We start from the raw sequence: 13,709 nt of genomic DNA on the forward strand, positions 1-13,709 counted from the left end.
TTCCTGACCAGTAACTTGTCCGGCGCTCGTCACCTTGCCATTGCCGCGGCCCCAGGAACTGGGAGAGGATTCCGGAAAGCCCGCGTTAAGCGAGGGAGCGTCCGTGGGAGGAGAGGCCGCTACCCCGGTAGCGAACGGGCGGGCCCTTTGTCCGTGCGGGTCTATATATTGAAGGAATGACCCAGACTCCGCTGCAGGATTCCGCCAGCTCCTCCCCCGATTCCGCCGCCGCCATTCCCACCGCCGCCGCTAGCGCCGATAGTCTCCGGCCGCCGGTGGCCAAGAAGGTCCGGCACGAGCGGACCCACCACGGCGACACCTTCGTGGACAACTACGAGTGGCTGCGCGAGAAGGAATCCGCCGAGGTAGTGGACCACCTGAAGGCCGAGAACGCCTACCAGGAGGAGGTAACGGGGCATCAGGAGCCGCTGCGTGAGGCCATCTTCCAGGAAATCAAGGGCCGCACGCAGGAGACAGACCTGTCTGTCCCGAACCGCAAGGACGGCTGGTGGTACTTCAGCCGCTCCGTGGAGGGCAAGGAGTACGGCATCCAGTGCCGGGTCCGCGCCCAGGACACCGGCAACCCTGTGGCTGACTGGACTCCCCCCGCTGTGGAGGCCGGCGTCGAAATCCCGGGCGAGGAAGTCCTGTTGGACGGCAACGTCGAAGCAGAGGGCAAGCCGTTCTTCTCCGTGGGCGGCTCGGCCGTGACCGTGGACGGCAACCTCTACGCCTACGCCGTGGACAACGCCGGCGACGAACGCTTCACCCTGCACATCAAGGACCTGCGCACCGGCGAACTCCTGCCGGACGTCATCGAGAACATCTTCTACGGCGTCAGCTTCTCCCCCGACGGCACCCGCATTTTCTACACCGTGGTGGACGATTCCTGGCGGCCCTACCAGGTCAAGTCGCACGTCCTGGGCACGCCCGTCACCGACGATGAGGTGATCTACCAGGAGGACGACGCCGCCATGTGGCTGGGCTTTGAGCTCTCCTCTGACCGGCGCCACCTCGTGCTGGGCATCGGCTGCTCCGAGTACAGCGAAACGCGGCTGCTCCGCTTCGATGACCCGACGGCGGCACTCACCACCGTGATTTCCCGCAACGAGCGCGTGCTCTACGAGGCAGAGCCGTTCCTGCTGGAAGGCCCCGACGGCGAAAAGTCCGAGCGGATCGTCATCACGCACAACCGGAACGCCGTGAACTCCATGGTCTCCCTCGTTGACCCGGCCGAGCTCACCAAGCCGCTCGCCGAGCAGCACTGGAGCACCGTCGTCGAGCATTCCGACGACGTCCGCGTCAACGGTGCCGGCGTCACCTCCACGCACCTCATTGTGTCCATCCGGAAGGACACGATCGAACGCGTCCAGGTGATGGGGCTAACGGGGCTGGGAACGCCGGCACAGGAGGCACCGGTGGAGCCCGCGTTCGACGAGGAACTGTACACGGCCGGCGTGGGCGGTTCGGACTACGAGGCACCGGTGATCCGGCTGGGCTACACGTCCTACTTCACGCCGTCGCGCGTCTACGACTTTGTCCTGCCCACCCCGGCGCAGCCTGCCGGTGAGCTGCTGCTCCGCAAGGAAAGCCCCGTGCTCGGCGGCTACTCCGCGGCCGACTACGTGGCCACCCGCGAATGGGCCGTCGCCGCTGACGGCACGCGGATCCCCCTGTCCGTCCTGCGGCACAAGAGCATCAAGCAGGATTTGACGGCGGCTGGCCTGGTCTACGGGTACGGCTCCTATGAGCTGAGCATGGACCCCGGTTTCGGCATCGCGCGGCTGTCCCTGCTGGACCGCGGCGTGGTGTTTGTGATTGCGCATATCCGCGGCGGCGGCGAGCTGGGCCGGCACTGGTACGAGGACGGCAAGAAGCTTGCCAAGAAGAACACCTTCACCGATTTTGTGGACGCCACCGACTGGCTGGCGGGGTCCGGGTGGGTTGATCCGTCCCGGATTGCCGCGCTGGGTGGCTCTGCGGGCGGGCTGCTGATGGGCGCTGTGGCCAACCTGGCGCCGGAAAAGTACGCCGCCATAGTGGCTCAGGTGCCGTTCGTGGACCCGCTGACGAGCATCCTGGATCCGGAGCTTCCGCTGTCCGCGCTGGAGTGGGAGGAATGGGGCAACCCCATCACGGACCCCGAGGTGTACGCGTACATGAAGTCCTATACACCCTACGAAAACGTGCATTCCGTGGCCTACCCGAGGATCGCCGCGGTGACCTCCTTCAATGACACCCGCGTGCTCTACGTGGAGCCGGCCAAGTGGGTGCAGGCCTTGCGGTCCGCGACAACGGGTGCGGAGCCGATCGTCATGAAGATCGAAATGGACGGCGGCCATGGCGGCGCGTCCGGCCGGTATGTCCAGTGGCGTGAGCGGGCGTGGGACTACGCGTTCATCGCCGATTCCCTGGGCGCGGTTGAGCTCCTTCCGGGGGCTGGCCTGAAGTAACCACCCGGAGGGTTGAGAGGCCAAAGGCGGGGCAGCGTCGAGTGTCCGCTGCCCCGCCCGCCATGCCGGAACCTATCCGATGCCGTACCAGTTCGTCCCGTCGCGGGTAACCTGAAGGCCACCGCCGGATTCGATCGTCGCCGCGTTGTTGTCGTAGACGAACCCGCTGGGATTAGCCGGGCATGAGCCAACCTCGGGGCCGTCCGTGGCCAAAACCGGTGTTCCTTCATAGCCCGTGAGCTTGAAGCCGGTCACGGGACCGTCCTTACCCTTGGAGTTTTCACGCGCGACGGTGGTTACCAGGCCCTGGACGGTGCTTGTTGTGCTGCGCTGCTGGACAATCTCCCGGATTTCGTCATTGCCTTGCACGACGATCTTTGTGCACGTCCAGGACGTCTCGCTGACGGAGTTGACGCGGAAGTCCACCTTGGTGGCGTTGTCCTGTAGCGCCTTGTTGTTCCAGTCAAATACCAATTGCACGTCGCCCTTGCCAACGAACCCCGTACCTGTAGCCGGGTCAAACGTCACGGACGCCACCGCCGGCGATGCCAAGGCCATGATTCCCACGAAAGCAGCCGATACGGCCGCCACCCTCAATGATTTTGTTTTCATAGTGAGCTTAACGCCCCTTCTAGTTAGCTCGAGCCGGCACGCGGGTCGTCGCGGCCGGTAGGCCGAGCATAGAAAGGACTGCGGGCCATGAAACGAGTGGCGTGTACCCGATCAGCGGAGACTTCGCGGGAGGCGGACTACCCGGTACTCGCTTCCGCCCCTTGGACCCCGCCCCGCCACTCATGCGCTGGCCAGCCAGCTGGTGGTGACCGTGGACTGTCCGTTGAGCGCCGACGGGATGGAGCAACTGGCGGAACTTTGGGACGAAATCGACGAGTACGGCAGCGACCGTGAGAGCGTCCCCCCTCTCTGGGGTCCAGTCCCGGCTGGAAGCGTAAGGGCCGGAGCCTTAGGTACCGCTCACGCCATGATCGGGATGCTCGGCCAGCAAGTCGGCGAGGGTCTCAAGGTTGGCCCGGACCGTCCTGGCGTGGGCCTTCTGCACGAAGGTATCGGCCAGCTTGCCGAACACACCGCCGAGGCCTGAATCCGCGTCGATGCGGTACGTCAGCTGCGTCCCGTCACCCTGCGGTTCCAGGCTGTAGGAAATGGCGAAGACAAAGGGCCCTTCGGCGGTCCGGATCACGGTTTTGGCCGGCGGATCGAACTCGGTGTTCTCGGTGACCCAGTCGAACCGCCGGCCCATGATCTTGCTGGTGCCTTTGAACCGGGTGCCGACTTCAACGGGGCCGTCCCCAAGCTGCTCTGCCTGGATGACTGACGAATCCCAAACGGGGATGTTCGAGGTGGTAATCAGAAAATCGAAGACCTCCTGGCGCGGGCGGGAGATGAAGACGCTTTCCTCAATAACGGCCATGGGATTACTCCTCGGGAACGCCTGGTGACGGCACGGTTCGGCCGGCAGGTAGGCTCACGCGCCAGTGTGCTCGGGACCGCCCGCGGAGTCAACGGTCCGAACCGGTGACCCACGATAGTAACCGTGCTTACTATTGGTTGCAGCTTGTTTCCCCGCCCGGCCAAAGGAGCAGACATGTCGCTACGCAAGGGAACCTCCGTGGAATGGAACACGCCCCAGGGACCCACGCACGGCAAGATCGTTGAGAAAAAGACCAGCGACTTCGAACTGGAGGGGAACACCCACAGGGCAAGCGAAGATGAACCCCAGTACGTTGTGGAATCCGCCAAGACCGGTGCCCGCGCAGCCCATAAAGCGTCGGCACTGACCGAGAAGGGCCAGGGCCATGCCTGACACCACACATCACGAGGTTCTGATCATCGGCGGCGGCAACGCCGGAATTTCCCTGGCGGCACGGCTGCACCGATACGGCGTCCCGGACATCGCCGTCGTCGAACCCAAAGACCACCACCTGTACCAGCCACTGTTCTCGCACATCGCCGGAGGCAAGGCCAAGGCGGCGGAGGCCATCCGTTCGCAGGCCTCCGTCACTCCGCCGGGAGTGGAGTGGATCCGGGACGGCGCGTTGGTGATCAATGCCGCAGCCAACACGGTCACGCTGGACTCCGGCGAGCAGATCACCTACGGCCACCTTGTGGTCTGCCCGGGGCTGCAGCTGGACTGGGACAAGATCCCGGGCCTTGAGGCCGCGGTCCATTCGCCCTTCGGCGCCTCGCACTACGAGTTCGCGCTGGCCCCCAAAGCCTGGACCCTGCTCAGCAGCCTGAAGTCCGGCACCGCGGTGTTCACCATGCCGTCCGGACCGGCCAAATGCGCCGGTGCCGCCCAGAAACCCATGTACCTGGCGTGCGACTACTGGAAGGAACACGGGCTCCTCGACGACATCCGGGTGGTCATGGTCCAGCCCTATCCCACGGTCTATGGCGTCCCCGGCGTGGACGAGGAACTCAACCGGAAGATCGCCGAATATGGCATCGAACTGCGCCTCGACAGTGAACTGGCAGCCGTTGACCCCACCGCGCAGACCGTCCTGATCCGCAACAACACCGACGGCACCACCGAGGAACTCCGCTACGACGTCCTCAACGCCGTGCCGCCGCAGTCGGCACCGGACTGGCTCAAGGCCACGGACCTGCCGGCGGCCGGAAATGACGGCGGGTTCGTCGAGGTCGATCCGGAAACCCTCCGGCACACGCGCTACCCCAACGTCTGGTCCCTGGGCGACGCCGCCGCAACCACCAATTCCAAGTGCGGCGGCGCTCTGCGCAAGCAGACCAAGGTGCTGGCCAAGAACCTCGTTGCTGCGCGGAAAGGGGCGGCGCCGACTGAGAAGTACAACGGCTACGCGGTGTGCCCGTTCACCGTCTCCCGCTCAACCGTGGTGTTCGCCGAGTTCGACGCCGGCTACCGGCCCATGCCGACCATCCCCAAGGTCCCCACGTGGAAAGAAAGCCGTGCGTCCTGGGTGGTGGACCGCGACGTTTTCCCGCAGGTCTACTGGAACCTGATCCTCAAGGGCCGGGCTTAGGTTTCCCCATCGATTGCTCCGTAACCGCCGTTTTGGACCCTCAAAACGGCGGTTACGGAGCAATCGATGGGGTTCGGGCCTGGCCTACGCCGGCGTCACGCCCTTTCGGGAATGGCTGCGACGGCGTCGATCTCCACCAGGAAATCGCCCAGGAACGAGCCGACGGTGGTTCGTGCCGGGTACGGGCTTTCGACGAAGCGTTCGTAGGTGGCGTTGAAGCCTGCGAAATCCCGGCCTGGGTGGTGCAGGTGGACGGTGGTCTTGACGACGTGGGAAAAGTCCAGGCCGTGCGCCGCCAGGACCGCGGCCAGGTTCTCCATGGCCTGAACGGTCTGCTCCTCGATGGTGGCGCCGACCGTTTCGTCGGTGACGGGGTGGTGGGGTGTCTGCCCGGCGGTATAGAGGAACCCGTTGGCGGCGATGGCCTGGGAGTAGGGGCCCGCGGGCACGGGTGCGAGTTCTGTGGTGACCTGCTGTCGAAGCATGGTGCTGTTTCCTTTCAGCTGGCCGGGCGTAGCGCCCGGTGGCCGGGCGCAGGGCCCGGCCGGTTGGGGTGATGTTCCTAGAGGACCTTGGAGAGGAAGGCCTGGGTGCGTTCGTGCTGCGGGGAGCCAAGGACCTGCTCAGGGGGCCCGCTTTCCACCACGACGCCCTGGTCCATAAAGACCACCTGGTCGCTGACCTGGCGGGCGAAGCCAAGTTCGTGGGTGACCACCACCATGGTCATCCCGGCCTCGGCCAGGGACTTCATGACGTCAAGGACTTCGCCCACGAGCTCCGGATCAAGCGCGGAAGTGGGTTCGTCGAACAGCATGAGCTTGGGTTTCATGGCCAGCGCCCGGGCGATGGCGATCCGCTGCTGCTGGCCGCCGGAGAGTTCCTGGGGGTAGGAGTGGCCGCGGTCGCCGAGGCCCACGCGGTCCAGCAGCGTCTGGGCTTCGGCGGCGACCTCATTCCGGGGGCGGCCGAGCACATGGACGGGCGCTTCCACGATGTTCTCCAGCACGGTCATGTGCGGGAAGAGGTTGAACCGCTGGAAGACCATGCCGGCGTTCAGGCGTGAGCGGGCGGTCTGGCGCTCCTTCATCTCGTAGAGCCGTCCGTTGCGCTCCGTGTATCCGACGAGGTGCTCGTCCACGTACAGCCGTCCGGCGTCGACCTTTTCCAGGTGGTTGATGCACCGGAGGAAGGTGGTTTTTCCGGAGCCCGACGGTCCGATCAGGCAGGTCACGGACCCGCGTTCGATCCTCAGATCAATGCCTTTCAGGATCTCCGTTGAGCCGAAGCTCTTCCGGACCCCCTGGGCTTCCACCATGGCGGTGTTCATCATGCTGTCCTTGTCTGTGTCTGGGCGGCTGCCTGGGCGGCGTGCTGGGCGGTCTTTGGCTGGTTCTTGGGCTGGCGGGGCCGCCGCGGCGCTGCATCGAAGCCGCGGCCGTACCGCCGTTCGAGTTTGGTCTGGAAGAAGCTCAGGATGGTGGTCATCAGCAGGTACCAGAGGCTGGCGACGATGAGCAGCGGGATGGTCTGGTAGTTGGTGGCGTAGATGATCTGGGCCGAGTACAGCAGGTCCGAGATCGCCAGCACACTGACCAGGGACGTGCCTTTGAGCATGGAGATGACCTGGTTGCCGGTGGGCGGAAGGACAACGCGCATGGCCTGGGGCAGGATGACGCGGCGCATCAGCTTTCCGCCGTCCATTCCCAGGGCCCGGGCGGCGTCGTACTGGCCCTTGTCCACGGATCCGATGCCGCCGCGTATAATCTCGGCCATGTAGGCGGCCTCGTTCAGCGCCAACCCGAGCAACGCGGCGGCCAGCGGGGAGATGAGGACGTTCGCCGAGCCGAGGACAAGGGACGGGCCGCCGAACGGCAGGCCGAACGCGATCACCGGGTACAGGGCGGCGATGTTGTACCAAAAGATCAGCTGGACCAGCAGGGGCGTGCCGCGGAAGAACCAGATGTAGCCCCTGCTGATGGTGCTCAGGATCGGATTCGCCGAAAGCCGCATGACCGCCAGGATGGTGCCCAGGGCGATGCCGGCCGTCATGGACACCACGGTGAGCAGGACGGTCAGCCCGGCCCCGGCGAGGATCTGCGGCGCGAAGAGGTAGGAGGCCACGACGTCCCAGTGGTAACGCTGGTTCACCGCCACATCCCACGCGGCGCTTAAGGCAATCAAGATCAGGACGACGGCGATGGCTAACCGGACCGGGTGCCGGAGCGGCACCACCGGGATCGAGTCCGCGGCCGCCGTCGGGCTTTCCGCCCTGGTGTCAGGGATTGAATGTTGCTGCATGGTGTTCACGTCCTATTGGGCGAAATTGACGCGGGCGTCGGTGATTGCGCTGGATTCAAGGCCGTACTTGTCCAGCACCTTGCGGTAGGAGTCGCTCTTGACCACCTCGGAAAGTGCCGCGGAAACGGCCTTGACCATGCCGGAGTCCTTGGGGATCCCAACGCCCACCGGTGTGAAGTCGTACTTCGAGGCGATCTCGATCTGCGGGTTCTGCGTGGCGGCGAAGTCCAGGATGGGGGAATCCGCCAGCACGGCATCGAGCCGGCCGCTGGTGAGTGCGGAAATGGCCTGCCGCGTATCCTGGAACTCGCTGCGCTGGATGGTGCCGCTGCCCGCCGCCGTGCACTTTTCATCAACGGCGGGGACGTTGACCGCAAGCTGGTAGGAACCGGTCAGGAGGCCCACCTTCTTGCCGCACAGGGACCCTTCACTGCTGACCCCCAGCGGGTTGCCGCGGGGCACGGCGATGGAGTTGCCCATCTGCATGTAGTCCACAAAATCCAGGACCTCCATGCGCTTGGTGGTGGGGGTCATGGAGGAGACGGTCATGTCATACCGGCCCGCGGCCATTCCGGGAATGATGGAATCGAAATTGGCCACCTGGATCTCCACCTTCACGCCCAGGGCCTCGCCGATGAGGCGGGCGACGTCCGGGTTGGTGCCCGTCATCTCCTGGGTGCCTTCCCGGTAGAACTGCGTGGGCGGCTCGTTGGTGGGGATCGCCACGCGCAGGACTTTTGTGGCTTTGACCGAGTCCGGAAGGAGCTGCGCGGCAGCCTCGTTGACCGCCAGCGGCGGGACACCGGTGCCCTGCCCGGCGTCGGTCGTTGTGGACGCGGGCGCTTGCGTCCCGCAGGCGGTGACGGCCAGCATCAGCGCAGAAATTACGACGGCGGCGCGTCCGACGGCGGCAGGCGCGGCGGGCGCTGTGTGCCGGGTCCGCGGGGCTACTTGAGGAGTTTTCATCACGGGGCGCTCATTTCTGCCAGGCCCTTGAGCGCGGTCGGAGCGTCAGGGGCAGCTGAAGTGCTGGTGGAGGATGCGTTGCGGTGCCGGATCAGGTCGCGGCCTTCCAGCCGGAGCTCCTGGATGGTTGAGACGCCGAGGAGCATCATGGTGCGGGTCATTTCCGCCTGGAACATCTGCAGGACGTGGGCAACACCGGTCTGGCCGGCGGCGGCCAGGCCGTACAGGTACGGGCGGCCGATGGAACAGCCGTCGGCGCCGAGGGCGATGGCTTTGACCACGTCCGAGCCCCGGCGGATGCCGCCGTCGACGATGATTTCGAGCCGGCCTTCCACCCTGTCCACGATGTCGGGGAGCACGTCCAGCGGCGAGGCCATGTGGTCGAGCTGCCGGCCGCCGTGGTTGCTGACCTGGATGGCGTCGATGCCGATCTCGGCGGCCAGGACGGCGTCGTTCGGATTGACCACGCCTTTGAGGATGATGGGGCCGTTCCAGCGTGCCCGCAGATCCCGGAGGTCATCCCAGTCAGTCGGTTCGTAGGAACCTGCCAGCAGCGTCCGCCACATATCGGGGGTGCTGGACAGGGGGCCGTCGGGGATCTCGGCGTCCAGGTTGGGGAAGGCGATCGCGTCATTGCCCAGGAACCCCAGCGCCCACCGCGGGTGCAGGGCCCCCTCGACCACGGTCTTCAGCTTGATTGACGGCGGCGCCGTGAATCCGTTGCGGTAATCCCGTTCGCGGTGGCCGATGGCCCGGCAGTCGACATTGACCAGGAGGGCTTCGTAGCCCGCGGCCGCGGCCCGGTCCAGGACCGCCTGCAGCTCAACCTTGTCCCCTATCGGTTCGATGTTGAACCAGCGCCGCACTGCCGGAGCGGCGGCACTCACCTGTTCCATCGGCGTCGTGCTCAAATGCGCCAGGCCGTAGGGGACGCCGGCCTGCTGGGCGGCCCGGGCCACCGCTTTTTCACCGGCCGGGTGGAACAGCCGCGTGCCGCCGGTGGGGGCCAGCGTCAGGGGCATGGACACCGGGCCGCCGAGGAGGGTTGAGCTGAGGTCCAGGTTTTCGACCGAACCCCACTTCGGCAGGAAGGACCAGTCGTCGAAGGATGACCGGTTCCGCCGCAGCGACACCTCGTCCTCCCCGCCGCCCTCGATGTAGTCAAAAATGCTGCCCGGCAGGCGTTTCGCGGCCAGTTTCCGCATGTCCTCAACGCTGTAGCAACGCCGGGACAGGCGTTCGGATTCGGTCCGGGCCGGTCCTTGAACCGATGCCAGCGCCGTGATGTCACTGAATTTCATGTGCTAATCCTCTGGGGTGTTCTCAGGACTTCTCTGTCCTTCGCTTTCTCAATAGTGACCCAGATCTCGTCCCGTCCATATGTGAGTTCCGCCAAAAGATTCCTGAAGTACTTGTGATAACTTCCACGTATGGATAGTGCGGAACAGGGCCTGACAGAAGGCGATCTCCACGGCGCAGTGGTGCGGTTGTCGGACTGCATCCAGCTGATGCAGGCCGATCTGGTGCACGCCAACCCCACGCCCGAAAACCTCAACCATGCCGTCTCGGACGTCCTCATGTACGACCCCCTGGACGAATGGACCAGCGTGGACGACAGGATCATCCTGGCCGTCGGCCTGACCTGCGGCTCGGCGGATTTTGACCAGCTGCTGCACCGGGCCTCCAACAGCAACGCGGCCGCCGTGATCGTCAAAGCCCACGGGACGCCCATGGAACGGCTCCGGTCCGCTGCCGTCCTGCACAGCCTGGCCGTCCTGGTTGCACCCGACAACCTGGACTGGACGCGGCTGGTGGCCCTGGCCAGGGCATCCGTCATGGGCGCGGCCGCAGACTCCGTTTCCGGGGTCCGGCTCGGGGACCTTTATGCGTTCGCCAACGCTGCGGCGTCACTCACCAACGGCGCAGCCAGCATTGTGGACCCGCTCGGCCGGGTGCTCGGCTACTCCACCCTGCCGGGCCAGCCTGTCGACGAACTGCGCCGCGTCACAACCCTCTCCCTGCAGGAGGTCCAGCCGCCGGCCTTCGATAGTGACTTCAAGATCGTCTATGCGTCGGCGGGCGCGGTGATGATCCCCGGAGTGGACGAGGAGATGGCCAGGCTGGCCCTCGCCGTGCGGGCCGGCGGTGAACTGCTCGGTTCCATCTGGATCCTCGACCCGGGCGAAGACAAACGCGAGCCTGCACTGAACGCGCTCGACAGGATGGCACCCCTGGCCGGCCTCCACATGCTCCACGCCCGCTCGGCCTCGGACTTCGGGGAGCGGCGGAACGGGGACCTGATCCGCACGCTCATGGACGACCCCGAACATGCCTCGTTTGCCGCCGCCCAGCTCGGGCTCGACGCCGCCAACGGGCTCGCCGTCGCGGCATTTTCGATCGTCCGTCCCGAAACAGGGAGCCTCGAATCGGTGCGGGAGATCCAGCGGCTGCTGCACCTCGTCACCACCGTCTGCAACATCCAGTTCAACACCAGCCACAGCGCCCTCATCGACTCGGTGGTCTACGCCCTGCTGCCCTGCGAAGGAACCGGCCCAAGGGCGGCGCACCGGCGGGTGGTCCAGGAAATCGGCGCTTACGCGCACACCATCAGTTCCTACCCGCTGATCGCCGCTGTGGGTGGCATCGCCCCTCGTGTTGAGGACCTGCCGGCGTCCCGGTCTGAAGCGCTCCAGACACTGCAGTACCTGCTCCGGGCGCAGTCCCCCGCCGCCGGCCTATTCGAGGACTACCGCATCCCGCTGAACCTCCTGAAAGTCGGGGCGTTCATCGCCGAAACCGGGCTGTCCGACGTCGACGACATCACCAAGATCCAGGCCCACGACGCCCAACAACAGACCGACTATCTGGGCACGCTGCGGGCCTATCTGGCTTCGAACGGCAACATCTCCGCGATGGCTGAGCGCCTCCACGTGCACAACAACACCGTCCGCTACCGGGTCTCACGCCTGGCCAAGGACTTCGACCTAGATCTGGAGGACCCCCAGAAGCGGCTCTGGCTCTGGCTGCGCCTGACCACCATGGACCTCGGTGGTTGAGCCTGTCGAAACCCGGTGGCACGGCCCGTCGAAACGCGGTGGTTGAGCCTGTCGAAACCGGGTTACCCAGCCACCCGCGCCCGCCATTCGTCCACAAGGATCGCGTAGACCAGTTCGGTGGCCCACTGGCCCTTGTAGTGCCACTTGTCCAGGTGCCGTGCTTCCAGCCGCATGCCGAGCCGTTCGCACATGGCGGCCGATGCATAATTGAGGGCGTCCAGCCGCGCCTCGATCCGATGGAAGCCCAGCTCCCCGAAGCCGAGCTCCAGCACAGCTCCCGCAGCCTCGGTGGCATAGCCCTTGCCGCGCGCTTCCGGCGCCAGCGTCCAGCCGATCTCGGCCTGACCGCAGCCCGGCAACCACTTGAGCACCACTTCACCCACCAGGCCCGGCGACCCGGTTGCCTCGATGGCCAGGCAGACCCAGTCGCCCTCTTTGTCGAAGACAAAGTTGGCGTACTTGCCCACGGACTCCATGGACTTGGTAAAGCTCTTGGCCGGGCCGGGCAGGAAACGGGCGGTCTCCGGCAGCGAATGGTACGCATGGAAGGCGTCAAGGTCGTGGCCGTCGAAGCGGCGCAGGATCAAGCGGTCGGTGTGGATGGGCAGCGCAATGTCCGGCATGAACCGAGGCTACGCCATGGGTGCGGTGATTGAGCCCGTCGAAATCAGGGTTTCGCTCCGCAACCGGCGGCGTGCTCAGCCAGCGGGGCGGACGACGGCGGCAGTCGCCTCCGCGATGGCCTGTTCCTCGTCGGTGGGCACCACCAAAACAGGAATGGCGGACCCGGGTGTGGAAATGACCCGCGGTTCCTTGGACCGCTGACTGTTCAGGCCGGCGTCGAGCGCTATGCCCAGGGCACCCAGCTTGTCCGCGACCAGGGCGCGGAACTGGTGTGAGTTCTCGCCGATGCCCGCGGTGAACACCAGCGCCTTGGCGCCGCCCACGGCCACGTGGTAGCCGCCGATGTACTTGGCCAGCCGGTAGGAGGTGACCGCGAGCGCCATGGAGGCCTTGGCGTCGCCGGCTTCGGACGCGTTCACCACGGAGCGCATGTCATTGTTGCCGGCCAGGCCTTTCAGACCTGATTCGCGGTTGAGCATGGTGTCGATGTCCTCCGGGGTCCAGCCGGACCGGCCGAGGAACACCAGGATGGACGGGTCCAGATCGCCCGAGCGGGTACCCATCACCAGGCCTTCGAGCGGGGTGAAACCCATGGAGGTGTCCACGGACTTGCCGCCCCGGATGGCCGTGACGGAGGCGCCGTTCCCCAGGTGGGCGATGACGCCGTCGAACTCGTCCACCGGGAGATCCAGCAGCGCGGCGGCGCGGTGGGTGACGTACTCGTGCGAGGTGCCATGGAAGCCGTAGCGCCGGATCCCGTGGTTCGTGTACAGCGAGTCCGGGACGGCGTAGCGCCAGGCGTGCTCGGGCAGGCTGCGGTGGAAGGCGGTGTCGAACACGGCAACCTGCGGCAGGTCCGGCCACTTTTTGGTGATGGCGCGGATGCCCAGGACGTTGGCGGGGTTGTGCAGCGGGGCCAGCGGGTTGAGCCGCTCGATGGCGCGGGTGATCTCGTTGTCGATCAGGACGGGCTCGGCGAACCGCTCCCCGCCGTGCACCACACGGTGCCCAACGGCGCCGAGCTCAAGGTCGCCGAGCTCGGCATGGATGGCCGCGTCCACCTGCTCCAGCGCCTCCGCATGGTCCCGCGGACCCTCGATCTCGCCGTCGCCATCGCCGCCGTTGCCCATCCCGATCTTTTCGATCAGCCCCTCGGTCAGCACACTGCCGGCAGCCACATCGCGGACCTGGTACTTGAGCGAGGATGAGCCGGAATTGATGACGAGCACAAGCATGGGGGCCTCCTGGGACGTGCTGGCGTGGATACTGCCACTATAGGTGCGGCCGGCGACAGT

Annotated in this window: 13 protein-coding genes; 4 read left to right on the forward strand and 9 right to left on the reverse strand. The window is 65.9% G+C overall.

Annotated features, from left to right (window positions below; translation table 11 throughout):
• Positions 1-176: 176 nt before the first annotated feature.
• A complete protein-coding gene (locus tag J2808_RS08300; protein WP_309814494.1) occupies positions 177-2,453 on the forward strand; it encodes a S9 family peptidase in 2,277 nt (758 codons plus the stop codon).
• A gap of 72 nt (positions 2,454-2,525) precedes the next feature.
• On the opposite strand, the gene J2808_RS08305 is transcribed toward J2808_RS08300, so the two are convergent.
• Positions 2,526-3,065 carry a hypothetical protein gene (locus J2808_RS08305; protein WP_309814497.1) on the reverse strand — a complete coding sequence of 180 codons (540 nt, stop codon included), beginning with the start codon at positions 3,063-3,065 and terminating at the stop codon, positions 2,526-2,528.
• Between the two features lie 349 nt (positions 3,066-3,414).
• Entirely contained in the window at positions 3,415-3,882 is a 468-nt protein-coding gene (locus J2808_RS08310) for an SRPBCC family protein (RefSeq protein ID WP_309814500.1), read from the reverse strand.
• Between the two features lie 174 nt (positions 3,883-4,056).
• Between J2808_RS08310 and J2808_RS08315 the strand changes: the two genes are divergently transcribed.
• Positions 4,057-4,275, forward strand: coding sequence for a hypervirulence associated TUDOR domain-containing protein (locus J2808_RS08315; protein WP_309814505.1), 219 nt, complete (start codon positions 4,057-4,059; stop codon positions 4,273-4,275).
• Positions 4,268-5,470, forward strand: coding sequence for an NAD(P)/FAD-dependent oxidoreductase (locus J2808_RS08320; protein WP_309814508.1), 1,203 nt, complete (start codon positions 4,268-4,270; stop codon positions 5,468-5,470). Before J2808_RS08315 ends, J2808_RS08320 begins: the two co-directional genes overlap by 8 nt.
• A 95-nt stretch (positions 5,471-5,565) precedes the next feature.
• Here the strand turns inward: J2808_RS08320 and J2808_RS08325 are convergent, their stop codons facing one another.
• The 5 genes from J2808_RS08325 to J2808_RS08345 all read right to left on the reverse strand — a co-directional run bounded on the left by J2808_RS08325 (position 5,566) and on the right by J2808_RS08345 (position 10,035).
• A complete protein-coding gene (locus tag J2808_RS08325; protein ID WP_309814511.1) occupies positions 5,566-5,955 on the reverse strand; it encodes a RidA family protein in 390 nt (129 codons plus the stop codon).
• Between the two features lie 77 nt (positions 5,956-6,032).
• Positions 6,033-6,797 (reverse strand): amino acid ABC transporter ATP-binding protein, encoded by a 765-nt coding sequence (locus J2808_RS08330; RefSeq protein ID WP_309815553.1) that lies wholly within the window; start codon positions 6,795-6,797, stop codon positions 6,033-6,035.
• Entirely contained in the window at positions 6,797-7,768 is a 972-nt protein-coding gene (locus J2808_RS08335; RefSeq protein WP_309814514.1) for an amino acid ABC transporter permease, read from the reverse strand. The genes J2808_RS08330 and J2808_RS08335 overlap by 1 nt, the downstream gene beginning before the upstream one ends.
• A 12-nt stretch (positions 7,769-7,780) precedes the next feature.
• Positions 7,781-8,734, reverse strand: a complete 954-nt coding sequence (locus J2808_RS08340) for an ABC transporter substrate-binding protein (RefSeq protein ID WP_309814516.1) — start codon at positions 8,732-8,734, stop codon at positions 7,781-7,783.
• Positions 8,734-10,035, reverse strand: a complete 1,302-nt coding sequence (locus tag J2808_RS08345; protein ID WP_309814519.1) for an alpha-hydroxy acid oxidase — start codon at positions 10,033-10,035, stop codon at positions 8,734-8,736. The genes J2808_RS08340 and J2808_RS08345 overlap by 1 nt, the downstream gene beginning before the upstream one ends.
• 129 nt (positions 10,036-10,164) lie before the next feature.
• Here J2808_RS08345 and J2808_RS08350 point away from each other — a divergent pair, with 129 nt between their 5' ends.
• On the forward strand, positions 10,165-11,790 hold the full coding sequence (locus tag J2808_RS08350) for a PucR family transcriptional regulator (RefSeq protein ID WP_309814522.1): 1,626 nt from the start codon (positions 10,165-10,167) through the stop codon (positions 11,788-11,790).
• A gap of 62 nt (positions 11,791-11,852) precedes the next feature.
• On the opposite strand, the gene J2808_RS08355 is transcribed toward J2808_RS08350, so the two are convergent.
• Both J2808_RS08355 and J2808_RS08360 read right to left on the reverse strand, forming a co-directional pair.
• Positions 11,853-12,413 carry a GNAT family N-acetyltransferase gene (locus tag J2808_RS08355; RefSeq protein ID WP_309814524.1) on the reverse strand — a complete coding sequence of 187 codons (561 nt, stop codon included), beginning with the start codon at positions 12,411-12,413 and terminating at the stop codon, positions 11,853-11,855.
• A 75-nt stretch (positions 12,414-12,488) separates the two neighbouring features.
• Entirely contained in the window at positions 12,489-13,649 is a 1,161-nt protein-coding gene (locus J2808_RS08360; protein WP_309814527.1) for an acetate kinase, read from the reverse strand.
• Between the last annotated feature and the right edge of the window lie 60 nt (positions 13,650-13,709).

This window comes from Pseudarthrobacter sulfonivorans, assembly GCF_031454915.1.
GTDB lineage: Bacteria > Actinomycetota > Actinomycetes > Actinomycetales > Micrococcaceae > Arthrobacter > Arthrobacter sulfonivorans_C.

What these genes read in the sequence shown, in the direction of transcription:
- J2808_RS08300 (WP_309814494.1), top strand. Translation starts at nt 177, where the DNA reads ATGACCCAGACTCCGCTGCAGGATTCCGCCAGCTCCTCCCCCGATTCC.
- J2808_RS08305 (WP_309814497.1), bottom strand. Translation starts at nt 3,065, where the DNA reads ATGAAAACAAAATCATTGAGGGTGGCGGCCGTATCGGCTGCTTTCGTG.
- J2808_RS08310 (WP_309814500.1), bottom strand. Translation starts at nt 3,882, where the DNA reads ATGGCCGTTATTGAGGAAAGCGTCTTCATCTCCCGCCCGCGCCAGGAG.
- J2808_RS08315 (WP_309814505.1), top strand. Translation starts at nt 4,057, where the DNA reads ATGTCGCTACGCAAGGGAACCTCCGTGGAATGGAACACGCCCCAGGGA.
- J2808_RS08320 (WP_309814508.1), top strand. Translation starts at nt 4,268, where the DNA reads ATGCCTGACACCACACATCACGAGGTTCTGATCATCGGCGGCGGCAAC.
- J2808_RS08325 (WP_309814511.1), bottom strand. Translation starts at nt 5,955, where the DNA reads ATGCTTCGACAGCAGGTCACCACAGAACTCGCACCCGTGCCCGCGGGC.
- J2808_RS08330 (WP_309815553.1), bottom strand. Translation starts at nt 6,797, where the DNA reads ATGAACACCGCCATGGTGGAAGCCCAGGGGGTCCGGAAGAGCTTCGGC.
- J2808_RS08335 (WP_309814514.1), bottom strand. Translation starts at nt 7,768, where the DNA reads ATGCAGCAACATTCAATCCCTGACACCAGGGCGGAAAGCCCGACGGCG.
- J2808_RS08340 (WP_309814516.1), bottom strand. Translation starts at nt 8,734, where the DNA reads ATGAAAACTCCTCAAGTAGCCCCGCGGACCCGGCACACAGCGCCCGCC.
- J2808_RS08345 (WP_309814519.1), bottom strand. Translation starts at nt 10,035, where the DNA reads ATGAAATTCAGTGACATCACGGCGCTGGCATCGGTTCAAGGACCGGCC.
- J2808_RS08350 (WP_309814522.1), top strand. Translation starts at nt 10,165, where the DNA reads ATGGATAGTGCGGAACAGGGCCTGACAGAAGGCGATCTCCACGGCGCA.
- J2808_RS08355 (WP_309814524.1), bottom strand. Translation starts at nt 12,413, where the DNA reads ATGCCGGACATTGCGCTGCCCATCCACACCGACCGCTTGATCCTGCGC.
- J2808_RS08360 (WP_309814527.1), bottom strand. Translation starts at nt 13,649, where the DNA reads ATGCTTGTGCTCGTCATCAATTCCGGCTCATCCTCGCTCAAGTACCAG.